21 protein-coding genes and 1 tRNA gene are annotated in these 25,445 nt (G+C 33.8%); 2 read left to right on the forward strand and 20 right to left on the reverse strand.

Going from position 1 to position 25,445, the window contains the following annotated elements:
- Positions 1-4 precede the first annotated feature (4 nt).
- From rnc to mgtE, 8 genes are all read right to left on the reverse strand, one after another.
- A complete protein-coding gene (gene rnc, locus ACY2U7_RS06090; protein WP_461812816.1) occupies positions 5-700 on the reverse strand; it encodes a ribonuclease III in 696 nt (231 codons plus the stop codon).
- A 50-nt stretch (positions 701-750) separates the two neighbouring features.
- The gene (acpP, locus tag ACY2U7_RS06095) at positions 751-981 is read right to left on the reverse strand and encodes an acyl carrier protein (RefSeq protein WP_461812817.1); all 231 of its coding nucleotides are present in this window, start codon (positions 979-981) and stop codon (positions 751-753) included.
- A gap of 25 nt (positions 982-1,006) precedes the next feature.
- Entirely contained in the window at positions 1,007-2,020 is a 1,014-nt protein-coding gene (gene plsX / locus ACY2U7_RS06100) for a phosphate acyltransferase PlsX (RefSeq protein ID WP_461812818.1), read from the reverse strand.
- Positions 2,021-2,146: 126 nt separating this feature from the next.
- Complete coding sequence (gene rpmF / locus ACY2U7_RS06105) at positions 2,147-2,326, reverse strand: 50S ribosomal protein L32 (RefSeq protein ID WP_004068723.1); 180 nt, start codon at positions 2,324-2,326, stop codon at positions 2,147-2,149.
- A gap of 3 nt (positions 2,327-2,329) precedes the next feature.
- On the reverse strand, positions 2,330-2,848 hold the full coding sequence (locus tag ACY2U7_RS06110; protein WP_461812819.1) for a YceD family protein: 519 nt from the start codon (positions 2,846-2,848) through the stop codon (positions 2,330-2,332).
- Between the two features lie 76 nt (positions 2,849-2,924).
- Entirely contained in the window at positions 2,925-4,115 is a 1,191-nt protein-coding gene (locus ACY2U7_RS06115; protein WP_461812820.1) for an acetate kinase, read from the reverse strand.
- A gap of 54 nt (positions 4,116-4,169) precedes the next feature.
- Entirely contained in the window at positions 4,170-5,165 is a 996-nt protein-coding gene (pta, locus tag ACY2U7_RS06120) for a phosphate acetyltransferase (RefSeq protein WP_461816065.1), read from the reverse strand.
- Between the two features lie 100 nt (positions 5,166-5,265).
- A complete protein-coding gene (gene mgtE / locus ACY2U7_RS06125; protein WP_461812822.1) occupies positions 5,266-6,597 on the reverse strand; it encodes a magnesium transporter in 1,332 nt (443 codons plus the stop codon).
- Between the two features lie 153 nt (positions 6,598-6,750).
- Here mgtE and ACY2U7_RS06130 point away from each other — a divergent pair, with 153 nt between their 5' ends.
- Positions 6,751-7,968: a nucleotidyltransferase gene (locus tag ACY2U7_RS06130; RefSeq protein ID WP_461812823.1), complete on the forward strand. Its 1,218-nt coding sequence runs from the start codon at positions 6,751-6,753 to the stop codon at positions 7,966-7,968.
- Positions 7,969-7,996: 28 nt separating this feature from the next.
- On the opposite strand, the gene ACY2U7_RS06135 is transcribed toward ACY2U7_RS06130, so the two are convergent.
- From ACY2U7_RS06135 to ACY2U7_RS06170, 8 genes are all read right to left on the reverse strand, one after another.
- Complete coding sequence (locus ACY2U7_RS06135; RefSeq protein WP_461812824.1) at positions 7,997-8,851, reverse strand: DegV family protein; 855 nt, start codon at positions 8,849-8,851, stop codon at positions 7,997-7,999.
- Positions 8,852-8,870: 19 nt separating this feature from the next.
- Positions 8,871-9,671 carry an MBL fold metallo-hydrolase gene (locus tag ACY2U7_RS06140; protein ID WP_461812825.1) on the reverse strand — a complete coding sequence of 267 codons (801 nt, stop codon included), beginning with the start codon at positions 9,669-9,671 and terminating at the stop codon, positions 8,871-8,873.
- 4 nt (positions 9,672-9,675) lie between these two features.
- Positions 9,676-10,266 carry a dephospho-CoA kinase gene (coaE, locus tag ACY2U7_RS06145; RefSeq protein ID WP_461816066.1) on the reverse strand — a complete coding sequence of 197 codons (591 nt, stop codon included), beginning with the start codon at positions 10,264-10,266 and terminating at the stop codon, positions 9,676-9,678.
- Entirely contained in the window at positions 10,267-12,882 is a 2,616-nt protein-coding gene (polA, locus tag ACY2U7_RS06150) for a DNA polymerase I (protein ID WP_461816067.1), read from the reverse strand.
- Between the two features lie 92 nt (positions 12,883-12,974).
- Positions 12,975-13,058, reverse strand: a tRNA-Leu gene (locus ACY2U7_RS06155).
- A gap of 89 nt (positions 13,059-13,147) precedes the next feature.
- Positions 13,148-13,786, reverse strand: coding sequence for a hypothetical protein (locus tag ACY2U7_RS06160; RefSeq protein ID WP_461812856.1), 639 nt, complete (start codon positions 13,784-13,786; stop codon positions 13,148-13,150).
- A gap of 135 nt (positions 13,787-13,921) precedes the next feature.
- Positions 13,922-15,358, reverse strand: a complete 1,437-nt coding sequence (gene pyk / locus ACY2U7_RS06165; protein WP_461812828.1) for a pyruvate kinase — start codon at positions 15,356-15,358, stop codon at positions 13,922-13,924.
- A gap of 58 nt (positions 15,359-15,416) precedes the next feature.
- Positions 15,417-16,286, reverse strand: a complete 870-nt coding sequence (locus ACY2U7_RS06170) for a hypothetical protein (protein ID WP_461816068.1) — start codon at positions 16,284-16,286, stop codon at positions 15,417-15,419.
- Positions 16,287-16,514: 228 nt separating this feature from the next.
- Here ACY2U7_RS06170 and ACY2U7_RS06175 point away from each other — a divergent pair, with 228 nt between their 5' ends.
- On the forward strand, positions 16,515-20,765 hold the full coding sequence (locus ACY2U7_RS06175) for an acyl-CoA dehydratase activase-related protein (protein WP_461816069.1): 4,251 nt from the start codon (positions 16,515-16,517) through the stop codon (positions 20,763-20,765).
- 293 nt (positions 20,766-21,058) lie between these two features.
- Here ACY2U7_RS06175 and gpmI read toward each other — a convergent pair whose 3' ends face one another.
- The 4 genes from gpmI to ACY2U7_RS06195 form a co-directional block, all read right to left on the reverse strand.
- Positions 21,059-22,597, reverse strand: a complete 1,539-nt coding sequence (gpmI, locus tag ACY2U7_RS06180; protein ID WP_461812831.1) for a 2,3-bisphosphoglycerate-independent phosphoglycerate mutase — start codon at positions 22,595-22,597, stop codon at positions 21,059-21,061.
- An 88-nt stretch (positions 22,598-22,685) separates the two neighbouring features.
- Entirely contained in the window at positions 22,686-23,312 is a 627-nt protein-coding gene (locus ACY2U7_RS06185) for an NUDIX hydrolase (RefSeq protein ID WP_461816070.1), read from the reverse strand.
- Positions 23,313-23,381: 69 nt separating this feature from the next.
- Positions 23,382-24,131 (reverse strand): triose-phosphate isomerase, encoded by a 750-nt coding sequence (tpiA, locus tag ACY2U7_RS06190; protein ID WP_461812833.1) that lies wholly within the window; start codon positions 24,129-24,131, stop codon positions 23,382-23,384.
- Between the two features lie 67 nt (positions 24,132-24,198).
- Positions 24,199-25,392 carry a phosphoglycerate kinase gene (locus ACY2U7_RS06195; RefSeq protein WP_461812834.1) on the reverse strand — a complete coding sequence of 398 codons (1,194 nt, stop codon included), beginning with the start codon at positions 25,390-25,392 and terminating at the stop codon, positions 24,199-24,201.
- Between the last annotated feature and the right edge of the window lie 53 nt (positions 25,393-25,445).

Genomic DNA, 25,445 nt, shown 5'->3' on the forward strand with positions numbered 1-25,445 from the left:
GCACCTATTTTAACTTTCTTTTATGCAATTCTAAAATCGCCTGATAAGCAGCCTCCTGTTCTGCTGCTTTCTTTGTCCTACCTTTACCATTTCCATAAACTTCATTCCCAATAGAAACGGAAATAAAAAAAGATTTATTATGATCTGGTCCCTCTTCTTTAAGAAGCGTATACTTGATAGATTCATTAAAATTTCCTTGCACAATCTCTTGCAAGATAGTCTTGCTATCAAAAAAGAGTTTTTTATGTTCCAAATCATTTAAAATAAAACGGTGTATAAACTCTTTTGCACTAGCAAAACCACCATCTAAATAAATTGCTCCGATTAAGGCCTCTAGTCCATCTGAAGTAAGAGAATCCCTAAATCTTCCGCCAGTAGTTTCTTCTCCTTTTCCCAATAATAAATATGATCCCAAATCCAATTCCCGCGCACAAAATGCAAGAGATGGTTCACAAACAATACTTGCTCTTGTTCTTGTCAACTCTCCTTCTGGCATCTTTGGATTCTCAAAAAATAAAAATTCACTTGATACAAGTTCTAACACAGCATCTCCTAAAAACTCTAAACGCTCATTACATTCATTTTTTTCCATATGTTTTTCATTTGCATAAGAACTATGACGCATTGCTTGCTCAAGCAAATCAAATTGCTGAAATTTGTAACCAATCTTTGTTTCTAACTCTTTTAATTTTTGTTTCATATTTCTCCCTCATAAAATGAAAAAGCCCTAATGGGCTTTTCCGTTATTTTTTAGTTAATAGTATTTTTTATTTGTTCTACAGCATCTCCCACAGTAACAATTTTTTCTGCATCTTCATTTTCAATTTCAATATCAAACGCTTCTTCAATCCCCATAATGATTTGGAATATATCTAATGAATCCGCTCCTAAATCATCTACAAAAGTTGTATCCATTGTAATTTCCTCAGCCCCTACATTTAAAACATCTTCAATAATTTCTTTGATCTTTTCAAATTCCATAATTAATCCTCTCTTTTCTTATATCTTATTCATCTTGCTTTTGAATGGTTTCCTTAATCTTATCATTAATATGCTGTTCTTTAAATGTAACACATTGAATAATAGAATTCGCCACCTCTTTTGCAGTAGAATTTCCGTGTGTTTTTACAACTAATCCATTTAACCCCAATAATGGTGCACCACCGTATTCACTTGCATCAAATTTCTTCAATGTTTCCTTTAAAGTTGGTTTCACCAGTAAAGCTCCTATTTTACTTCGAACATTTGTAAGCAAGCCTTTTTTTATTTCGCTTATTAATGTGGATCCAACACCTTCAAATAATTTTAAAATAACATTTCCAACAAAAGCCTCACAGACAATAACATCTGCTTCTCCATGAGGAATTTCTCTTGCCTCTATACTACCAATAAAATTAATATCCTCACACTCTTTCAATAGTGGGAATGTTTCTTTTACTAAAGCATTGCCTTTTTCTTCCTCTGCTCCAATATTGACAATGGCTACTTTTGGATTCTCGATACCAATGACATTCTTCATGTAAATTGAACCCATCTTGGCAAACTGAACAAGATGCGATGGTCTAGCATCTACATTTGCTCCACAATCAATTAATAGCGAAACTCCCTTTTGTGTCGGAATCAATGGTGCTAATGGTGGTCTCTCAACACCTTTAATACGACCTACAAGAACCTGTCCACCTACAAGAATTGCTCCTGAACTTCCTGCTGAAACAAAAGCATCTGCTTGTCCAGTCTTTACCATATTCATTGCTACCACAATAGAAGAATCTTTCTTTCTGCGAATTGCCATTACTGGTGGTTCTGCTGTTTCTATAATCTCCGTTGCATTTACAATAGAAATTTGTTCTTTGGGATATTCATGTTTATTTAGTTCTTCTTCTATAAGTTTTTCTTTTCCAACAAGGAAAACATGAATATCTTGTCTTTTGGTTATAACATCTAATGCTCCTTGAATAATTGCTTTCGGTGCATTGTCACCACCCATAGCATCTAACGCTACTTTTGTAATTTCAGACATGATTCTACCTCCTAATTGCTAATGCTAATTTTACTAAACATTACCTTAAAAAGCAATACCTAATTTCAATACAGAAAAAGCGTGAGTTCACATTATAAACTCACGCTTCTTAGGTATAAACACCTATTAGTCAACTGAAATAATTTCTTTTTTGTTGTATGAGCCACAAGCTTTACATACGCGATGAGGCATCATTAATTCTCCACATTTGCTACATTTAACTAAATTTGGAGCACTCATTTTCCAGTTCGCTCTTCTTTTGTCTCTTCTTGCTTTAGAAGATTTATTTTTTGGACAAATTGACATAGATTACACCTCCTTAAAATTCTTAAACACATCGCGGATAACTGACATTCTAGGGTCAAGACTCGTATCTTCACAGTCACAAGTTCCCTCATTTAGATTTTGACCACATACGTTGCAAATGCCTTTACAGTCATCGCTGCATAGAATTTTCATCGGCCATCCTATCAAAATCTCATTGTAGAGTAATTTGTCTACGTCTAAATGATATCCGTCAATATAATTCTTTTCATCTGATTCGTTTTCCTGTTCATCATTTAAATTGACAATTTTCTCAAAATCTAATCCAAACTCAGTTGGAACTTCTTCGAGACAACGGTCGCAAGGAATCTTAATAGTAATTTCTGTATTCCCTTTAATTAAAAGTTCTCTTCCTTTGATATATTTTATCATAATATGAAGAGCTTCCTTTTTTACAATAGGGAAACTACCCAATTCACTTTTAAATTCTTCCATTTCAATCAAACAATCTTGTTCAATCGTCTTATGATGTTCAGTTAAAACACCTGATAGGTTAATTAACATTGTGTTACTCCTATTCATACCTAAACTATTATATCATGTAAAACAGATTTGTCAATTCATTATTTAAAATTTTTTACTAAATTAACGCAACTGTCTCACGAGCAATTGCAAGTTCTTCATTTGTAGGTACAACTAGCACTTTTACTTTTGAATCCGGTGTAGAAATCACAACTTCTTCTCCACCTTTTGCATTTGCTTCTGTATCGACATCAATACCTAAATATCCAAGATATTCACATACTTTTGCTCGAACAATAGATACGTTTTCACCAATTCCTGCTGTAAATGCAATTGCATCCACTCCATTCATAGCAGCTGTATAACTTCCAACATATTTTGCTACACGATAGCAGAATACATCAAGTGCAATTTGTGCAGGTTTATTTCCATTTGCTGCTCCAGCCGTTAAATCACGGAAATCACTTGATAAATTGTCAGATAAACCAAACACACCTGATTTCTTGTTTAACACATTCATTAATCCTGCAATATCTAAATTTTCTTTTTTGGCAAGGAATTCAAGAATGGCTGGATCAATATCTCCTGAACGTGTCCCCATCACTAATCCTTCAAGAGGAGTAAGACCCATAGATGTATCTACTGATTTTCCATTTTTAACAGCACATACACTTGCACCATTTCCTAAGTGACATACAATCGTTTTTAGTTCTTCATATGGTTTTTCTAATAATTCTGCCACTCTCTTAGAAACAAAGCTATGACTTGTACCATGGAAACCATAACGTCTAATTTTATATTTCTCATAATATTCATATGGAAGTCCATACATATAAGCCGATTCAGGCATTGTTTGATGGAATGCTGTATCAAATACGGCAACCATAGGAGTATTTGGCATTAATTTTGCACAAGCATTAATACCAATTAAATTTGCTGGATTATGCAGCGGAGCTAAATCGTTACATTCTGCTATTGCAGAGATAACTTCATCTGTAATCACTACAGAATTTGCAAATTTTTCTCCTCCATGCACAACACGATGTCCTACCGCATTGATTTCTTCTAAACTTTTCACAACTCCTCTGTCAGCATCTGTAAGGGCATCAATAACAAATTGAATTGCCTCTGTATGTGTTGGCATAGATTTTTCTGTTGTTACTTTCTCTTTTCCTGCTGGTTGGTATGTAAGACTTCCGTCAATACCAATTCTCTCGCAAAGCCCTTTCGCAAGCACATCTTCTGTTTCAGAATTAATTAACTGAAATTTCAATGACGAACTACCGCAATTAATAACTAATACATTCATTTTCTTTTCCTCCATCCTATTTTATATCATAACCATTCCTATCAGATGATCAGATTATTCAGCCTGAGCTTGAACTGCTGTAATAGCAATTACTCCTTCGATATCTTTTGCACTACATCCACGAGACAAATCATTAACAGGTTTTGCGATTCCCTGAGTTAATGGTCCGTATGCTTCTGCTTTTGCTAATCTTTGTACAAGTTTATATCCGATATTTCCCGCATCTAGGTCAGGGAAAATAAGAACGTTTGCATGACCTGCAACAGCACTTCCTGGGGCTTTTGATTCTCCAATTTCAGGAACAATCGCAGCATCCAACTGTAATTCTCCATCTAACATTAAGTCAGGTGCAAGTTCTTTTGCAATACGTGTTGCTTCTACTACTTTATCAACATCAGCGTGTTTAGCACTACCTTTTGTAGAGTGAGAAAGCATTGCTACTTTTGGTTCTTCCCCTACAAGTAATTCAAATGATTCTGCTGATGAAAGTGCAATTGCAGCCAATTTTTCTGGGTCAGGATTTTGTTCAAGTCCTGAATCACCAAAAATAAATGTTCCATTTGCTCCCATTTCACAATCAGGCACAACCATAACAAAAAATGCTGAAACCAATTTTGTCCCAGGTTTTGTTTTCAAAATTTGTAAACATGGTCTCAATGTATCTGCTGTAGAGTGGCATGCTCCAGATACCATTCCATCCGCATCACCCATTTTTACCATCATAACTCCATAATATAAATAATTATTTAAAAGAAGTTCTTTTGCTTGTTCTTCAGTCATACCTTTTGCTTGACGAAGTTCTACTAATTTTTCGATATAAGAAGCTGTTTTTTCATCTGTTGCAGGATCTACAATAGTTGCTCCACTAACATCAAATCCTGCACCATTTTTTTCAATTTCTTCTTTGCTTCCAACCAACACCAAATTCGCAGTACCTTCTTTTAATACTGCTTCAGCTGCTTCGTATGTTCTGATATCTTCCGTTTCAGGAAGTACAATTGTTTTCTTATTGGCTTTCGCCTTTGCTTTAATTTCGTCAATAAATCCCATGATTTAAAGCCCCTTTCATTTGTTCTCATATATCTTTATTATAACGCAAACGTTTTTTGTATACAAGGTGTATAATGTCTATTTTCACGTACAATGCTATTTAAATTCCAAAAATTTTCGTTACAATTGTAAAATATACTAAAATTGTTCCTGTATCTACCAAAGTAGTAATCAATGGGGCTGCCATAATGGCTGGGTCCAATCCACATTTTTTTGCTATAAGTGGAAGCATACATCCAATTGTTTTTGCAAGCAAAACCGTACACATTAACGTAATCCCAACTGCAAAAGCAAGTAATAGATTTTGGTACATCAAAACAATTCGGATTCCATTTACTACAGCTAATAAAAACCCTACGATGCAGGCGATTCGTATTTCTTTAAATACAACTTTAAAAATGTCTTTAAATTCTATTTCATCCACAGCAAGCCCACGAATAATTAGAGTCGAACTCTGAGAGCCACAATTACCACCAGTTCCAGTTAACATCGGAACAAACGTATTTAAAACAGGCATTACCGCTAAAGCACCTTCAAAATGTCCTAAAATCAACCCTGTAACAGTTGCAGATAACATCAAAAATAACAGCCATGGAAATCTGTTTTTTGCATGTTGCCATACAGATGTTTCAAAATACGGTTCTTCATTCGGCGCAATACCTGCCATCATACTCATATCTTCTGTTGTTTCTTCTTGCAACACAGACATAGCATCGTCTACTGTTACAATTCCAACCATACACATTTCATAATCTACAACCGGAATCGCAATCAATCCATATTTGTTAATCATAGAAACAACTTCTTCTTGATCGTCATGTGTATTAACATAAAGCATATTCGTTTCCATAATCTCTTCTATCAAACGATTTTCTCCAGTTGTTAACAAATCTTTTACATCCACAACTCCTATTAATTTTCGTTTTTCTGTAACATAACAAGTATAAATAGTTTCTTTATTAATTCCAACTTGGCGAATTTTTAAAATCGCATCAGCAACCGTCATTTCCTTTCTAAGTCCGATGTATTCTACATTCATAATGCTTCCAGCACTATCTTCCGGATATTGAAGAAGTATGTTAATCTGTTTTCTTGTCTCTTCATCTGTAGCCATAAGCAATCTATCTACGACATTTGCAGGCATTTCTTCCAAAACATCAACCATATCATCAAGATACATTTCTTCCATAAATTCTTCGATTTCGGCATCCGTCAATCCATTTACTAAATCTTCCTGCATTTCACTACTCATGTATGTGAATGTTTCGGCAGCATCTTCTTTTGTCAAAAGACGAAATACAATAATTCTTTGTTTTTCACTAAACTCTTCTAGGATTTGTGCAATATCGACGGGATATAAATTTTCTAATTCTATCTTAAGTTCTTTATACTTTCTTTCGTCTAACAATTCTTGCATCTGTTCTTCCGTCATATGCCTCTCCTTCCTCTCACAAAGTGAATCTTTTTATATTATAACACGCAATTAATCATTTTAATTCTATACTGTAATACTATTTGTTGTCAATAATTGCTTTTGTACTCTTCTTTATTGTATAATACATCCTATAAAAAAGGAGGAAGATTTATGAAAATAGTAGGTTTAATTACAGAATATAATCCGTTTCACAATGGACATAAACATCATTTAAATGAGGCGTTGCGTCAGACAGGTGCCGATTATGCCATTGTTATAATGAGTGGAGATTTTGTACAACGAGGAACTCCTGCAATTCTCCCGAAACATTTGAGAACTCAAATTGCATTGGAGGCTGGTGCTGCTATTGTCATTGAACTTCCTATCTTATACGCAACAGGAAGCGCTGAACTTTTTGCAATGGGTGCCGTTTCACTATTGCATTCTTTAAATTGCATTGATTATATTTGCTTTGGTTCGGAATCTGGAGATATGAACGCTTTAAAAAAAATTGCTCATATTCTTAATGACGAACCAATCGAATATAAAGCTGCTTTGCAAAAGCATTTGAAATCTGGTAATTCTTTCCCACTTGCTCGCCAAAAAGCTTTTAGTGAAATTACTGAAGATAACACGCTTTTTTCTATTTTAAAATCGCCAAATAACATTTTAGCCATCGAATATTTAAAAGCACTATACCGTTTGAATAGCACTATAATTCCTATAACTATTAAAAGAGAGCAATCTCATTACCATGATACCGATTTAAAACCACTATACAGTTCAGCCACAGCCATAAGAAATCTTTTTTCTACAACAAGGACAAATTTTTCTCTTATAGAAGATACATTAAAACAGCAAATACCACCTAATGCAATTCCTCTTCTTAAGAGCACCTTTCAAAAAAGATATCCAATCTATACAAATGACTTTTCTTTATTATTAAAATATAAACTTTTAACCGAAACAAAAGAAACACTACTTTCTTATATGGATATAAATGAGACATTGGCAAATCGTATATATAAAAACAGAAACCATTTTTTATCTTTTGAACAATTCTGTGAAAAAATAAAAACGAAAGATTTAACACATACACGCGTAAGTCGTGCTTTGCTTCATATTTTATTACAAATAAAAAAAACAAATGAATTCACTCCTACTTATGCTCATATTTTAGGCTTTCGTCAAGACAGTACCTCGATATTGTCTCTTCTAAAGCAAAAAAGTAATGTCCCACTAATTACAAAACTGTCTTCTATTCCATTAGAAGAAAATTTGTTTTTACAACAAGACATTTTTGCCTCTGATTTATATGAATCTGTTGTCGCAGATAAATTTCAAGTACCTTTCATCAACGAACACAAAAAGGAGATTATACGTTATTAAAGCGTATAATCTCCTTTTTCTAATTCAATCATCTCATTTTCTTTGTACAAGTCACTGCCAATGCTCCTGGTCCTATATGGCAAGCAACACTTAATGAAAGTGGCTTCATTTCCACTTCAGCATTTGGAAATCTGTTTTCAATTTCTACTTTCCACTGTTCAGCTTCTTCTTTTGAAGATGTATACGCTCCTTGGATATATACTTCGTCCCCAGAAAATCTTTCTTTCCAATCTTTTTCGATGGCTTCTAACATTGTCTTTTTCGCTTGTTTCCAACCTCTTACTTTTGCAAATGCATCTAATTTTCCACCTTGAATTTGCAATACAGGTTTCAAATTCAATACGGTTCCAATTGCCATTGCAGCAGGTGTAATTCTCCCACCTTTTTTTAAATACTTTAAGGTATCTACTGTTATATAAATACTCGATTCTTTTTTTTCTTTTTCAAGTATTTCTTTGATTTCTTTTGCATTTTTTCCTTGTTCAGCTAATTTTATTGCATCTTCCACAGACTTAGATTGAGTAACAGAAATACGTTGATTATCAATAACTTGTACTTTATCCTCATAATCTCTAGCAAGTGCAGTTGCCGTTTCGCACGAACTACTCAACCCACTCGACATCGGAATATAAACGATTTCATTATATTCTTTTAATAACTCATCCCATAAATCCAGGACATCTGCAGGTGAAGGTTGCGAAGTAGAAATATCCGCATCATTTGTTAATTTATCATAAAATTCTTCTTGAGTTAATGTAATATCTTCAAAATATAATTTTTCATTTATGTAAAAAGGCATTGGTAACACATAAATTCCCAGCTTTTTTGCACATTCTTGTGTAATTCCACTGTTACTGTCTGTCACAATCGCTGTTTTTCCCATATTCCATTCTCCGTTCTGTTTATTTTACTATTATCATTTCTGATACACTATCTCTTTTGGCCACAATAATATTCACATCATCGCCGTTATACTTATTATTTCCAAGTGTCACTTCCAATTTTACCGTTTCATAGGCAAGACTTTCATAGTTATTCTCTTTACTTAAATGTCCAAGCATAACACATTGCAAATCATCATGTAGTATATCACAAAGGAGGCGTCCTGACAATTCATTTGACAAATGCCCTTGTTCCCCTAAAACTCTTCTCTTCAATGAATATGGATAAGGTCCTACTTCAACCATATGAATATCATGATTTGCTTCTAAAACAAGAGCATTCACACCTTTCAAGCACTCCACAATATAATTATCATAGATTCCTAAATCCGTTGCTATAGCAATAGATTTTTTGTCTTTCTCAATACGATACCCCGTTGGTTCTATTGCATCATGCGAAATAGCAAAGGGCTTTATCTTTAATTCTCCTAAAGCAAAGGTTTTATCCGATTGTATTTCGTGAAACAGACCCACAGGCATTTTCCCCAAACTTTTATAATTCTCTATACCTAATATCGTTCCCTTTGTTGCATAAATTGGTATTTCATATTTTCTACTAAGTACTCCTAACCCTTGAATATGATCTGAATGTTCATGGGTAATTAAAATACCATCTAATTTTTCTCCTGGAATTCCTATTTTTTCTAGACCTTCTTCAATCTTTTTTTTGCTTATCCCTGCATCAATAAGTATATTCGTATGCTCGCTTCCTACATATATACAATTGCCACTACTTCCACTAGCAATACTACACAATTTCATATTTTTATCTCCCATTGATTGCTTGTTCTATTTGCTTCCTTGTATTTTCTATTGTTCCACTATTATCTATTATTTTATGGCAGTATTTTCTAAATACGTCTTCGGGTGCTTGTGCTTTCATAACCAAATCAATTTTTTCATCATCCATAAGACGAAAAGCCTTCAATCTCTTTCTTCTCACTTTCTCGTCGGCATAAATATACCATAATTCATCACAAATCTCTTCATAATGATCTTCTAACAAAAGAGCCGACTCAATTAAAAAATATTTGCATTTCTCTTTTTTAGCTTCCTCAATTTTTCTCTTAACTTCTTCCTTGACTACTGGATGCACAATTTCATTTAGTTTTTGTAATTTTTCTGCATCGTCAAACACAATCATCCCTAGTATTTTTCTATCAATTTCTCCTTCTTTTGTCAAAATTGTTTTACCAAATACTCTAACGATTTTTTGATAACACTCTTCACCTTTCTTTTGTAATTGATGTGCTATAATATCTGTCTGGCAGATAACAGCTCCATATGCTTCTTCCATCAAATTTAAAACACAACTTTTTCCTACACCGATTCCACCTGTAATCCCAATTACTCTCATCTATTTTGCCTCATACCAACTATTTCCTGTATGCATGTCAATATCAAGTGGGACACGCAAACAAACAGCCTGTTCCATTTCTTTTTTTAATATTTCTTTTACTTGTTCTACTTCGTCTTTATGGGCCTCAATCAAAAGTTCATCGTGTACTTGTAAAACAAGTTTTGATTTTAGTTGATTTTTTTTCAGTTCACGATTCACTCCTATCATAGCTATTTTCATAATATCTGCTGCCGTTCCCTGAATAGGAGCATTCATGGCAACTCTCTCTCCAAAAGATCTTTGCATGAAATTGCTTGATTGTAATTCTGGAACAGGTCTTCTTCGTCCAAACAAAGTAACAACATACCCCTCTTGTTTTGCATGATTCACAGCATCATCTAGAAATGTTTTGATTCCAGGATAAGTTTTAAAATAATTATCAATATATTCTGCTGCTTCTTTTCTTGTTATACTTAGATCTTGACTTAATCCAAAAGAACTAATTCCATATACAATACCGAAATTTACTGCTTTTGCATTTCTTCGTTCCAAATCCGTTACTTCTTCAAACGGAATATGAAAGACTTGAGATGCAGTTATGCGATGAATATCTCTCGCCTCTTTATAGGCGTTGATAAGAGATTCATCCTCTGAGCAATGAGCCAAAATACGAAGTTCAATTTGAGAATAATCTGCATCTACAAACACATAATCTTCTTCTGGAACAAACACCTTTCGAATCAATCGTCCAAGTTCCATTCTAATAGGGATATTTTGTAGATTAGGTTCCGTACTACTTATTCTTCCCGTTGCAGTAACTGTTTGATTAAATTTCCCATGAATTCTCCCATCTTTTTGAATGTAATTCGCTAATCCGTCCGCATATGTTGATTTTAATTTAGCTAATTGACGATATTCTAATATTTTAGAAACAATCGGATAATCAGGTGCCAGTTTTTCTAAAACATCTGCTGCTGTCGAATATCCCGTTTTTGTTTTCTTTCCATTAGGAAGTTCTAAATGTTCAAACAACACTATCCCCAATTGTTTTGGGGAATTAATATTAAATGTTTCCCCGGCAATTTTATATATATCTTCTTCTAACTCACTGATTTTTTCACCGAGTTGTTGTCCATAACTTTTCAATTCTTCTGCCTTTACTTTTACCCCTGCTTGTTCCATACTAAAAAGTGTAAACACTAAAGGCATTTCAATATCAGTAAATAAATGCGACATTTTTTTCTCTTCTAACAATTGGAAAAGTGAGAAAACAGATTTATATGCCGTATATGCTGCATAACAACTTTTCTTTTCTTCTTCTAATTTCTCATCAACATAAATATTCAATTGTTCTCTTGCTACATCTTCAAATTCATAATCACTCTTTAACGGATTCAGTAGATAAGAAGCAATGATTGGATCAAATGCGGCTTTTTCATTTGCAAAGACAATCCATTTCAACGCTTCTTTCATCTGACAAATAGAAATTGTTTTTACTGTAGATGTAAGTTCTGTTAATTTTTTTTGCAAATATGAAAATGAAAGCTCATCTCCAATATACATCGAATATATATCTTCATCGCTAAACGCTATTCCGATATGACTAATTTCAGCTACAGACGCAAAAAGAGGTAAAACATTTTCTGTATTTTTCCCAAAAACAACTCCTACCACTTCTTGCATTGAAGCTCTTAAAAATATTTTCTCTGCTTCTTCTTTGGTACGAATAATCTTAAAAGAATCTTCTATATTATTTTTTAGAGATGAGACATTAAAACGCGATAACAAATTTTTAAATTCCAACTTTTGAAAGTAAATATATGCTTCTTCTGTATATAAATCACCTAACTTGGCATCGTTAAAATCATAAGTTATAGGAACATTTACATTAATCGTAACTAACTCTTTACACATCTGTGCTATAGCATATTGTTCACCTAAAGCTTTTCTTGCTCTTGGGGGGGTCACTTCACTTAAGCATTTATATGCTTCTTCAATGGAGTGAAATTGTGTAATAATCTTTATTGCCGTTTTTTCTCCAATACTTTCAACACCCGGAATATTATCAGAAGAATCCCCCATTAGTGCTTTCAAATCGATAAATTCTTTCGGAGTCACAGAATATTTTTCACAAACATCTTCCGCATGATAATTTTCTATTTCAGTTTTTCCTTTCTTCGTTTTGGGAATACGAATTTTCACTTTTTCTGTTGCAAGCTGCAATAAATCTCTATCTCCCGAAATAATAGATACTTCCATTCCTTTTCTTTCTGCTAATACAGAAATTGTTCCTAGTAAATCATCTGCTTCATATCCTTCTTGTTCGATTAATTTAATCCCCATTGCACGAAGAACCTCTTTTATCACTGGTACTTGCTGACGCAGTTCATTTGCCATGGGTTTTCTTGTTCCTTTATATTCCTTATACATTTGATGTCTAAATGTAGGTGCATGCACATCGAATGCAACAGTTAAATATTCTGGCTTTTCCTCTTCTAATATTTTAAATAGAATATTCAAAAATCCATAAATCGCATTCGTATGAAGCCCTTCTGAATTCGTCAAATCAGGCACTCCATAAAACGCTCTGTTTAAAATGCTATGTCCATCTATCAATACAATTTTTTTGCTCATATTCTTTCTCCATTTATATTTTCCTGCTACATATTATATATTACATTTAGAAAAAGCGACAGTATCAAAGATACTATCGCTTTTCATTCTACTGCCGATGACCGGACTCGAACCGGTACATAGTCACCTACGTCAGATTTTGAGTCTGATGCGTCTGCCAATTCCGCCACATCGGCATATACTCGACTTTCTTGAGCCGAGTATTATAATATCATGTAATCAACTTAATTGCAAGTGTTTTTTTCTATTTTTTTATTTTTTTAAATTATACTCCTAATGCTGCTTTTGCAATTTTCCCTAAATCTGTTTCATTTGCTGTATAAGTTTTATCATTTTCTTTTTCTACGGAAACATCAAAAGTTTCTTCTTCGCCGTATTCACAATTAGAAATACGTTCCTCTAAATCTTTATATATAATTTCTGCCATTTGTTTTGTAATTTCTTCTTTTGAAGGAATTTTACCATCTTTTGCAAATTTTTCCTGAAAATCTTTTAAGAATTTTTCTTGCATTTTTGCTAGTTCTTGATCATAGTTCTCAAAACATTTCATTGGTTTAACCGTTACCGTTACTTTAAATCCATTATCTGTTTCTTTTGCATCTTTCACTGTATACTTAGCTGATTTTAACATCTTTTTGTATGCTTCACGGAACTTATTATTCAATTCATCTGGCAAAGACAATTGTTCATATCCTTTCATAAATGAATCTATTCCTTCTTTGTATAATTTCTGTGCATCTTCTTTCGATGTTTTTGTCATCTTCATATACTGCTCATATTCACCTTTAAATTGGACATCCAAACAAGAAGCTACATATTCTTTTGCATCAAACTTCGTTCCACAAGCAGTAAGCAAACACATTACCAATACCATTAAAACTGCTACAACACTTTTCTTCTTCATAACTAGTACACCTCACATTTTTTATTTGATATTATCATAATTTTATTCAAATTTCTATACTTTTTTTGATATTTATAACAAAAATCAAAGCAATTGCATACACGAATACAATTGCTTTGATTTTGTATATCTTCATTATTCAATAACTGCTATTCTCATCATATTACTTACTCCATCCCTTGCTTTTTTCATTACAGGAGAAGGGATCCCTGCTGTCAGCACAACAATATCTCCTGTTTCTACTAATCGTTTTGCATTTACCAAATCAATGGCATCATTACAAATATCTTCCGTTGTATGATATTCGATAGATTTAACTGGAAGAACCCCCCAATTAATTTGCATTTTACGAAGTGTAGATTCATTTGGAGTAACACCTATAATATCCGCTTTAGGTTTAAATTTAGAAACAACTCTTGCTGTCGCTCCCGACAGTGTTGGCGTAATAATGCATTTTGCATTTAAATTCATTGCTGTTGCAACAGAAGAATAGCCTATTGCACTAGAAATTCCTTGTCTTCTGTGCTCTTGTGCTTTTTCCAGTAAAATATCATAATCTAAATGCTCTTCTGTATTTTCAACGATATGCACCATCATTTCTAATGCTTCTACCGGATATTTTCCTTGGGCAGTCTCTCCCGATAACATAACCGCATCTGTTCCATCATATACCGCATTGGCAACATCTGTTACTTCTGCTCTAGTTGGTCTTGGATTTCTCATCATCGAATCTAACATTTGTGTAGCAGTAATAACTGGTTTGAAATTATCATTACATTTTTTGATTAACATTTTTTGTAAGTATGGAACTTCTTCAGCCGGAATTTCTACACCCAAATCCCCTCTTGCCACCATAATTCCATCGGCACAATGAATAATCTCATCAATATTACGAATTCCTTCAGCATTCTCAATTTTGGCAATAACTGGCAAAAAAGGAGCTCCGCATTCTTTTAATAATGCCTTGATTTCAAGTACCCCTTCTACAGAACGAACAAATGACGCCGCAATAAAGTCAACACCTTGTTCAACCCCAAAAATAATATCTTCTCTATCTTTTTGTGTTAAAGCCGGAAGACGTACTGGTACATTCGGTACATTAACTCCCTTCTTAGAACCAAGTTCTCCACCATTTAACACTTTACATGTGATTTCTGTATCACTTATCCCTTTTACTTCTAGTTCGATCAGTCCATCATCAATCAAAATTCTCTTTCCTAATTCGATATCTTCTACTAGACCTTCATAACTTACGGAAACGCGTTTCTCATCTCCTTCAATTTCATCTGTTGTAAGAGTGAAAATTTCTCCTTCTTTTAGAAAAACTTTCTTATCATTTTTTAGAATTCCCGTACGAATTTCTGGCCCTTTTGTATCTAAAAGAATAGCTACCGGCTTTCCTAATTCTTCACGGATTCCTTTTAACATATCCATTCTATTTTTTTGTTCTTCGTGGTCCCCATGAGAGAAATTAAAACGTGCAATGTTCATGCCCTTTTCTACAAGTTTCTTCATTAGTTCACGATCATTTGTGTTTGGTCCCATTGTACATACAATTTTAGTTTTTCTCATTTTTTTATCCTTTCTTTTCCCTTTATATAATAAATAGAGCACCTATACTCTGGTTTTGCTATTTTATATGCTCATGAGTAAACAAGTGTTCTTGACAATACTCATATGCCCCATTACATTTTGAACAATATCTAAATTCTAAATTAGGATCATCAATCTCTGTCCGTCCACAAACAGCACAACGATGTTTAGCACCTACTGATTGTGCTTCCGGATTCACATTAGCATTACGTATATCCCTTTGAAATTGTCTTCTACGATGTATCTGTTTTGGTGAATGTATTTTAAAATTTCTTGACAAAAAATAAAAAATCACAAAATTCAAAACAGAAACAGCTGCAGCTATTGCATTTGACTTTGTAATAAGTCCCATAATTCCCACACTATAGGCTGGTAAAAACGCTTGTAAAATCGTATAACCAAACAATACACCATCCAAAATAGCTAACCACTTCACCTTAACTGGCAAAATAAAGAATACTAAAAATTCCATTTCTGGATACATGGCAGCAAAAGCAAAAAATAAAGACAAATTCAAATACCCTGTTCCAAGTGGAAATGAAATTCCAGTAATCAGATACGCAATTATAGCTGCAATTACATGAAACAATACTCCTGTAAAAAAGTATAAATTAAATCTGAAAGCTCCCCATGATGCTTCTAAATGTTGACCAATCATATAATATAAATATAGTGCAAACACCATAAAAATAGGACTTGATGAAGGAGGTTGCATTAGAAAAGTGACAATTCTCCAAATTTGTCCGTGCAAAATCGCACCAGCATCCATGGACAAATGCTGATAATAGAATCCTGGATTTACAAGTGAAATAACGAATCCAACACCATATAAAACAATTATATAGTACATAAGATTATGTATTGCATATCGCCCCAATTTTCGTTCTAATTTTTGAATCCAATTCATAAAACTATATTCCTCCATATTTTACTTAACATGAGATTTATTCTACCTTTTACTAACTAATTTGTCAATTCAATCCAAAGAGTTTACATGTTTTTAACATTTTCAGTATTAATTTTCCAATTGTGTTTTTTTTATGATTGTCGTATAATGTAGTGTATTGTAAAAAATATGATTTTTTATATTAATAGGAAACAATAGATACTTATATATAGTAAGGAGTAGTTAAATATGCAAAAACCACTACATAGATTAGGAATCGATATCGGTTCTACAACAGTGAAAATCGCCATTATAAACACCGAAAATGAAGTTTTGTTTTCCGATTACAAACGCCATTTTGCTAATATTCAAGAAACACTTTCTGATTTACTTGATAAAGCTGTAAAAAATCTTGGTACAATAACCGTTTTTCCAGTAATAACTGGTTCAGGTGGTCTTACATTGGCAAAACATTTAGAAGTTCCTTTTGTACAAGAAGTAATTGCTGTTTCTACTGCTCTTCAAGATTATGCCCCACAAACAGACGTAGCCATTGAACTTGGTGGAGAAGACGCAAAAATTATCTATTTTGAGGATGGAAATGTAGAGCAACGTATGAATGGTATATGCGCCGGTGGTACAGGTTCATTTATCGATCAAATGGCATCTCTTTTACAAACAGACGCAATTGGATTAAATGAATATGCAAAACAATACAAAGCTCTATACTCGATTGCTGCTCGTTGTGGTGTATTTGCAAAATCAGATATTCAGCCTTTGATTAATGAAGGAGCCACAAAAGAGGATCTTTCTGCTTCTATTTTTCAAGCTGTTGTTAATCAAACCATTAGCGGTCTTGCTTGCGGAAAACCTATTCGTGGTCATGTTGCTTTTTTAGGTGGTCCACTTCATTTCCTTTCAGAATTGCGTGAAGCATTTGTACGGACATTAAAACTCGATACGGAACATATTATTGCACCAGATCATTCTCATTTATTCGCTGCAATCGGCTCTGCATTGAACGCAAAAAGTAACCCAATTCCACTTACTGCTTTGCAGACACGTCTTGCCAATCGAATTGAAATGGAATTTGAAGTAGAACGTATGGAACCACTTTTTTCAAACAAAGAGGAATATCATTCTTTTGAAGCACGTCATTCAAAACACAAAGTACCTGTAAAGGATTTGTCCACTTATAAAGGAAACTGTTTTTTAGGTATTGATGCTGGTTCTACTACAACAAAAGCTGCTCTTGTAGGCGAAGATGGAACACTATTATATTCTTTCTATCATAATAATGAAGGGGATCCTCTCGGCACAACTATAAGAGCTATTAAGGATATTTACAATAAACTTCCTAAAAATGCGAATATTGTTCATTCATGTTCTACAGGATACGGAGAAGCATTAATCAAAGCCGCTCTTTTGCTTGATGAAGGTGAAGTAGAAACTGTCTCTCATTATTATGCAGCTTCATATTTCAATCCTGATGTAGATTGTATACTTGATATTGGTGGGCAGGATATGAAATGTATTAAAATCAAAAACCAAACTGTAGACAGTGTACAATTAAACGAGGCATGCTCTTCTGGATGTGGTTCATTTATTGAAACATTTGCTAAATCTTTAAATTATTCTGTAGAAGATTTTGCACAAGAAGCTCTTTTTGCGGAAAATCCAATTGATTTAGGAACACGTTGTACTGTATTTATGAATTCTAAAGTAAAGCAGGCGCAAAAAGAAGGCGCTTCTGTAGCAGATATTTCTGCCGGACTTGCTTATTCCGTAATCAAAAACGCACTTTATAAAGTTATCAAAGTATCTGATGCTTCCGAACTCGGAAAAAATATTGTTGTCCAAGGCGGAACTTTTTATAACAATGCAGTGCTAAGAAGTTTTGAAACGATTGCTAATTGTGAAGCTATTCGTCCCGATATTGCAGGAATTATGGGCGCTTTTGGCGCGGCTCTCATCGCTAGAGAACGCTATGAAGACAATAAAAATACAACAATGCTTTCTATCGAAGAAATCAATGCATTAGAATATAGCACAAGTTTAACTAAATGTAGAGGATGTACAAATAATTGTCGACTTACTATAAATAGATTTAGTGGCGGACGTAATTTCATTACCGGAAACCGATGTGAACGTGGTCTTGGAAAATCAAAAACAAAAAAAGAAATACCAAATTTATTTGATTACAAAAATAAACGCTATTTTGATTACACACCACTTTCCGAACAAGATGCTACAAGAGGTACTGTCGGACTTCCACGTGTTTTGAATATGTATGAAAACTATCCATTTTGGTTTACATTCTTTAATGCATTAAAATTCAGAGTAATTTTGTCTCCTGCTTCTACAAGAAAAATATATGAATTAGGAATCGAATCAATCCCTAGCGAATCTGAATGTTATCCTGCAAAATTAGCACATGGTCATGTTGAATGGCTCATTCAAGAAGGTATTTCCTTTATTTTTTATCCATGTATACCATATGAACGGCAAGAATTCAAAGATGCAAACAACCATTACAATTGTCCTATTGTCACTTCATATGCAGAAAATATTAAAAATAACATGGATGAAATTACAAGTGGTAAGGTTGATTTTATGAATCCATTTTTATCTTTCAAAAGCGAAGAAACTCTTTCGACACGTCTTGTTGAAGAATTTAGTGAAAAGTTTTCTATTAATGGGACCGAAATAAAACAAGCTGTTCATTTTGCATGGGAAGAATTGAAAAGATGTCGTGAAGATATTAGAAGAAAAGGAGAAGAAACCATTGCCTACCTTGATCGAACAGGCAAGAGAGGCATCGTTCTTGCTGGTCGTCCTTATCATATTGACCCAGAAGTTAATCACGGTATTCCAGAATTAATTAATTCATATGATATCGCTGTTTTAACCGAAGACTCCATTTCGCATTTGCATCCTGTAGAACGACCTCTTCGTGTTATGGATCAATGGATGTACCATTCTAGATTGTATGCTGCAGCAAACTATGTTAAGACAAAAGATAATCTAGATTTAATTCAATTAAATTCGTTCGGTTGTGGGCTAGATGCAGTAACAACAGATGAAGTTTCAGATATTTTAACACAATCAGGAAAGATATATACTTCTTTGAAAATCGATGAAGTAAATAATCTTGGAGCAGCACGAATTCGAATTCGTTCTCTTCTTTCTGCCATTCGTGTACGAGAGAAAAAGCAAATAGAACACAATATCCAAAGTTCTGCAATTACAAAGGTTCCATTTACGAAAGAAATGAAAAAAACGTACACTATTTTGTGTCCACAAATGTCACCTATTCATTTTGAACTTGTTGAACCTGCTTTTCGTTCTTGTGGCTATCATATTGAAGTTTTAGGAAATAACAGTAAATCTGCAATTAATACTGGTTTAAAATATGTAAACAATGATGCTTGCTATCCTTCACTTCTTGTGGTAGGGCAAATTATGGAAGCAATTCTTTCAGGTAAATATGACACAGATAAAATTGCTGTTATTATTTCTCAAACTGGCGGTGGATGTCGTGCTTCCAACTATATCGGATTTATACGGCGTGCATTAGAAAAAGCAGGTTATTCTCAAATTCCTGTTATTTCTTTGAATTTAAGTGGTTTAGAAGAAAATCCAGGATTTAAAATAACTCTTCCACTTGCATTAAAAGGAATGTACGCTGTTGTATTTGGTGATATTTTTATGCGTGCTGTATATCGCATGAGACCATACGAAGAAATAGAAGGGAGTACAAATGCTCTGCACAAAAAATGGAAACAAAAATGTATTACATTTTTAACACAAAAACATCCTAGTCGACACACATTCAAAAAAATGTGCAAAGAAATCATAAATGATTTTGATACTCTTCCAATTAAAAATATTAAAAAAGTGCGTGTAGGAATTGTAGGAGAAATTCTAGTGAAATTTCATCCAACTGCAAATAATCATTTAGTAGAATTGCTTGAGCAAGAAGGAGCTGAAGTTGTTGTACCTGATTTACTAGACTTTTTCCTTTATTGTTTTTACAATAATAATTTTAAAGTTTCTCATTTAGGTATAAAGAAATCATCCGCATGGAAAGCAAACCTTGGAATCAAAGCACTAGAGTGGTTCCGCGCTCCTGCCAAAAAGGCATTTGCTGAAAGTAAACATTTCAGTGCACCTGCAGATATTACTAATTTAGCAAATATGGCAAAAGAAATTGTTTCACTTGGAAATCAGACAGGTGAAGGTTGGTTCCTAACCGGAGAAATGTTAGAACTTATTGAAAATAAGATTTACAACATAGTTTGTGCACAGCCCTTTGCTTGCTTACCAAACCATGTTGTAGGTAAAGGAGTAATCAAAGAATTGAGACATCGTCACCCTCTTGCGAACATTGTTGCAATTGACTATGATCCAGGAGCTAGTGAAGTAAACCAATTAAATCGAATTAAATTAATGCTTTCTACAGCAAATAAAAATTTAGAAAGAGAAAATTCTCTTATTTAATGGTTTAATTATCCAACCAAACAAAAATATTTAGACATAATAAAATCCCTCTCCAAATGTTAAAGATATTGAGGTGACCCCTTAAAGTTAGACTTTAATAGCAAGGCAGCTTTTAGCTGTCTTGCTATTTTTATGCAGCCAGAAGGTAAAGTTTTATATGCTTTTTAGCCACAAAAATACCGACCTTCCAATCGTTAGATTTTTGGTCTAACTTTTGGGGGTCGGTACATATTTCATCTACTATTGGGATATGTTTTAATTTTATATTCGTGTTTTTTTACTTACTATTTAATTTATTTAATTAATAAGGATTTTCCTGTCATTTCTTTTGGTTGTTCCATTCCCATCAATTCAATAAGAGTTGGAGCAATATCTGCAAGACATCCTCCTTCTCTCAACTTGTATGAAGGATCTGCATTTACCAAAATAAATGGAACCTCGTTTGTTGTATGAGCAGTAAATGGTTCTCCTGATTCATAATCTACCAACTGCTCTGCATTTCCATGATCTGCACAAATAAACATTTGTCCATTCACTTCCTTCAATGCTTCTACTGTTCTTCCGACACATTCATCAACAGTCTCGATAGCTTTAATAGCTGCCGATTCTACTCCTGTATGTCCAACCATATCAGGATTTGCGAAGTTAATAATGATAACATCATATTTATCCGACTTAATAGCTTCCACCAATTTATCACACACTTCATATGCACTCATTTCAGGTTGTAAATCATATGTTGCAACTTTAGGGGATTTTACTAAGATTCTATCTTCTCCTTTATTTGGTTCTTCTACCCCTCCATTAAAGAAAAATGTAACATGAGCATATTTTTCTGTCTCTGCAATTCTTGCTTGTGTCATATTATTGTTAGCTAAAAATTCTCCAAACGTATTTGTGATTTCTGTTTTATGAAAAGCAACTAATTTATTTGGGATTGTTACGTCATATTCTGTAAAGCATACATATGTTGTTTTAATACGTTCTCCTCTATTGAACCCTTCAAAATTATCATCACAAAAAGCTCTTGTAATTTCTCTTGCTCTATCCGGTCTAAAATTAAAGAAAATAATCGAGTCGTTATCTTTTATTGTCGCAACTGGTTTTCCATCTTTTACAACAACTGTAGGAAGAACAAATTCATCTGTTTTATCAGCATCATAAGAGTTTTGTACCGCACACACTGCACATTCTGCTGTTTCTCCTTCACCTTTTACCATTGCGTTATAGGCTAATTCTACACGATCCCAACGATTATCTCTATCCATCGCATAATAGCGTCCCATAACAGAAGCTATTTCACCTACTCCTATTTCTTGCATTTTGTTTGCTAATTCTTGTACATATTCTTTTCCTGATGCAGGTGGCGTATCACGTCCATCTAAGAAACAATGTACATAAACTTTTTCAATTCCTCTTTTTTTAGCAAGTTCCAACAATCCATAAATATGTGAATTATGGCTGTGAACTCCACCATCAGATACTAGTCCGAATAAATGAAGAGCTGAATCATGCTCTTTTACATTATTACATGCTGCAAGCAATGCTTCATTTTCAAAGAAATCACCATCTTGAATTGATTTTGTAATTTTTGTTAAATCTTGATATACAATACGTCCTGCACCCATATTCAAGTGCCCTACTTCAGAATTCCCCATTTGTCCATCTGGAAGTCCTACAAACATTCCACTTGCATTTCCTTTGACAAACGGATAATCTTCCATTAATTTATCCATAACAGGTGTTTTTCCTTCATAAACGGCATTTGCTTCGTGCTTGTCATTTAAACCATATCCGTCAAGAATCATTAAAACTGTTGGTTTTTTACTCATTTCTTTATCTCCTTTATGTTAATTGATTAACGTTTTCTTTACTTGAATTATTTTACATGATTTCTTTAATGGTTTCAAGGTTTTACCTTTAAATCGCTTCTAAAAAATCAAATACTTTTCCCTCAGCAGTATGTAAAAAGTGCATAAGCATATATGCACACATAATGGATACGTTCTCTTCTTCCAATATTCTTCTTGCTTCTTTTCTATCTGCCAATACAATTTCGATTTCTTCATTTTCTTCTTGGCCTTCTTTAGATGGTTTTCCTTTTGCATATCCATATACCGTTCCACAAGATTCATCTGTCATTCCTACTGTGGTAAAAAAAGGTTTCGTAAACATATCTTTTACATCAATTGGTGACAAAATTAGCCCTGTTTCTTCCTTTAATTCACGAATTCCTGCTGTTTTGAAATCTTCCCCTTCATCCACTAATCCAGCTGGGAATTCATAAATATAGTCATCGATCGGACAACGATATTGACGAATAAGAACAACTTTTTCACACTTATTATCTTGATCATAATATAGGCTATATATGATCACCCCATCCGCTTTATTTCTTTTCGTTGTAATTTTTAGCTCATTAATGTTTTTGGCTCGAGAAGCTACGTAATATGTACTTTTTTTGTTCTCCTCACTCTTCATTTCTAACGTATACATATTCAAAAACCGATTATCTGTGACTTGATTTATTTTTTCAATTCTCCTCATTTTTAACCCCCGCTTAGCATTCACAAAAAAGGAGCTAGGATTTCTCCTGCCCCTTTTCGTAATAAGAAATTATTTCCAGTTTACAATTTTTCCGAAATCTGCTTTTAAGGAAGCTCCTCCTACAAGTCCACCATCAATATCTGGCTGTGCAAATAATTCAGGAGCACTATCTGCAGATACAGAACCACCATATTGAATACGAATCTCTTCTGCTGTTGTTGCATCATAGATTTCTCCAATACACTGACGAATTGCAGCGCAAACTTCTTGAGCCTGTTCTGTAGTCGCTACTTTTCCTGTTCCAATCGCCCAAATTGGCTCATAAGCGATTACTGCTGTCTTAGCCTGCTCTGCTGTTACATCTAAGAAAGCAATTTTAATTTGTTGACGAATAAAATCAATAGTAACTCCCTGTTCTCTCTGTGATAATGTCTCACCACAGCAGATAATTGGTGTAATTCCATGCTCAAATGCTTTTTTTACTTTTTTATTTACAGTTTCATCTGTTTCTGCAAAATATTCTCTTCTCTCAGAGTGCCCAATAATAACGTATTTCACCCCAACATCTGTAAGCATATTTGGTGCAATTTCTCCTGTATATGCCCCGTTCTCTTCGAAATACATATTTTCTGCACCAATACAAATATTTGTGCCTTTTACAGTTTCAATTGCTGGAATAATACTAATTGCAGGTACACAAAATACAACATCCGCTTCTTCTGTTGCTACTAATGGTTTTAATTCATTTAATAAAGTAACTGTTTCGCTAGGAGTTTTATTCATTTTCCAGTTACCAGCAATAATCTTTCTTCTTGCCATTTTATTATCTCCCTTATTTTTATATTCTCGAGACATTTTTATCTCGTTCACATTTGTTCTGTTTAACTTATTTGTCGTTTGCTGCTGCTACTCCTGGTAATTCTTTTCCTTCTAAGAATTCAAGGGAAGCTCCACCACCTGTAGAAATATGTGTCATTTTATCTCCATATCCCAATTGATTTACTGCCGCAGCAGAATCTCCACCACCGATAATTGTTACGGCATCTGTTTCTGCAAGAGCTTTTGCAACTGCTTCTGTACCATTTGCAAATTTAGGCATTTCAAAACATCCCATAGGTCCATTCCACACAACTGTTTTTGCATCTTTAACAGCATCAGCAAAAAGAACTTCTGTTTTTGGTCCAATATCCATACCTTCCCAACCTTCAGGGATTTCTCCACTATTTACAATCTGTACATTTGCATCGTTAGAAAAATCATCTCCGATACGATGATCAACTGGAAGAAGTAATTTCACTCCTTTTTCTTCTGCTTTTTTAAGCATATTTAAAGCGTATTCCATATAATCATCTTCGCAAAGAGAAAGACCGATCTTTCCACCTCTTGCTTTAGAGAATGTATATGCCATACCACCACCAATGATAAGTGTATCTACTTTATCAAGTAAATTTTCGATAACCGAAATTTTACTTGATACTTTTGCTCCACCTAAAATAGCAACAAATGGTCTTTCTGGATTATTTACTGCATTTCCTAAGAAATCAATTTCTTTTTGCATTAAATATCCAACTACTGCTGTATCAACAAATTGAGTTACTCCAACATTTGAACAGTGTGCTCTGTGCGCTGTACCAAAAGCATCATTTACAAATACGTCACATAAAGAAGCAAGTTCTTTGCTAAATTCTTCTCCATTTTTTGTTTCTTCTGCTCTATAACGTGTATTTTCAAGAAGAATAACATCACCTTCGTTCATTGCATCTACTGCTGCTTTAGCATTTTCTCCTACAACAGTTGCATCTGCTGCAAATTTAACTTCCTGTCCTAATAATTCAGATAATCTTACGGCAACAGGTGCTAAAGATAATTCTGGTTTTGGTTCTCCCTTTGGTTTTCCAAGATGTGAGCAAAGAATAATTTTTCCACCATCTGCAACTAATTTTTTGATTGTAGGAAGTGCTGCTACAAGACGATTTTCGTCCGTGATTTTTCCATCGATTAAAGGAACATTAAAGTCACATCTTACAAGAACTCTTTTTCCTTTTACATTAATATCATCCACTGATTTTTTGTTAAGCATAGATTTTGCCTCCTTATTTGTATAAATAAAGGGACCCAGTCCTATAAGACCGG

Origin of the sequence: Faecalimonas sp., from assembly GCA_029264305.1 — a bacterium.
In the GTDB taxonomy this organism is placed as follows: Bacteria; Bacillota; Clostridia; order Lachnospirales; family Lachnospiraceae; genus Faecalimonas.

Excerpts from the sequence above, each read along its gene's own strand:
- ACY2U7_RS06160 (WP_461812856.1), bottom strand. The coding sequence starts at position 13,786 with ATGAAGAAGAAAAGTGTTGTAGCAGTTTTAATGGTATTGGTAATGTGT.
- rpmF (WP_004068723.1), bottom strand. The coding sequence starts at position 2,326 with ATGTCAATTTGTCCAAAAAATAAATCTTCTAAAGCAAGAAGAGACAAA.
- ACY2U7_RS06110 (WP_461812819.1), bottom strand. The coding sequence starts at position 2,848 with ATGTTAATTAACCTATCAGGTGTTTTAACTGAACATCATAAGACGATT.
- acpP (WP_461812817.1), bottom strand. The coding sequence starts at position 981 with ATGGAATTTGAAAAGATCAAAGAAATTATTGAAGATGTTTTAAATGTA.
- coaE (WP_461816066.1), bottom strand. The coding sequence starts at position 10,266 with ATGAGAGTAATTGGGATTACAGGTGGAATCGGTGTAGGAAAAAGTTGT.
- ACY2U7_RS06185 (WP_461816070.1), bottom strand. The coding sequence starts at position 23,312 with ATGAGGAGAATTGAAAAAATAAATCAAGTCACAGATAATCGGTTTTTG.
- rnc (WP_461812816.1), bottom strand. The coding sequence starts at position 700 with ATGAAACAAAAATTAAAAGAGTTAGAAACAAAGATTGGTTACAAATTT.
- mgtE (WP_461812822.1), bottom strand. The coding sequence starts at position 6,597 with ATGACGGAAGAACAGATGCAAGAATTGTTAGACGAAAGAAAGTATAAA.
- ACY2U7_RS06130 (WP_461812823.1), top strand. The coding sequence starts at position 6,751 with ATGAAAATAGTAGGTTTAATTACAGAATATAATCCGTTTCACAATGGA.
- ACY2U7_RS06175 (WP_461816069.1), top strand. The coding sequence starts at position 16,515 with ATGCAAAAACCACTACATAGATTAGGAATCGATATCGGTTCTACAACA.
- ACY2U7_RS06140 (WP_461812825.1), bottom strand. The coding sequence starts at position 9,671 with ATGAAATTGTGTAGTATTGCTAGTGGAAGTAGTGGCAATTGTATATAT.
- gpmI (WP_461812831.1), bottom strand. The coding sequence starts at position 22,597 with ATGAGTAAAAAACCAACAGTTTTAATGATTCTTGACGGATATGGTTTA.
- ACY2U7_RS06170 (WP_461816068.1), bottom strand. The coding sequence starts at position 16,286 with ATGAATTGGATTCAAAAATTAGAACGAAAATTGGGGCGATATGCAATA.
- tpiA (WP_461812833.1), bottom strand. The coding sequence starts at position 24,131 with ATGGCAAGAAGAAAGATTATTGCTGGTAACTGGAAAATGAATAAAACT.
- ACY2U7_RS06195 (WP_461812834.1), bottom strand. The coding sequence starts at position 25,392 with ATGCTTAACAAAAAATCAGTGGATGATATTAATGTAAAAGGAAAAAGA.
- pta (WP_461816065.1), bottom strand. The coding sequence starts at position 5,165 with ATGGGATTTATTGACGAAATTAAAGCAAAGGCGAAAGCCAATAAGAAA.
- ACY2U7_RS06115 (WP_461812820.1), bottom strand. The coding sequence starts at position 4,115 with ATGAATGTATTAGTTATTAATTGCGGTAGTTCGTCATTGAAATTTCAG.
- ACY2U7_RS06135 (WP_461812824.1), bottom strand. The coding sequence starts at position 8,851 with ATGGGAAAAACAGCGATTGTGACAGACAGTAACAGTGGAATTACACAA.
- plsX (WP_461812818.1), bottom strand. The coding sequence starts at position 2,020 with ATGTCTGAAATTACAAAAGTAGCGTTAGATGCTATGGGTGGTGACAAT.
- pyk (WP_461812828.1), bottom strand. The coding sequence starts at position 15,358 with ATGAGAAAAACTAAAATTGTATGTACAATGGGACCAAACACAAATGAT.
- polA (WP_461816067.1), bottom strand. The coding sequence starts at position 12,882 with ATGAGCAAAAAAATTGTATTGATAGATGGACATAGCATTTTAAACAGA.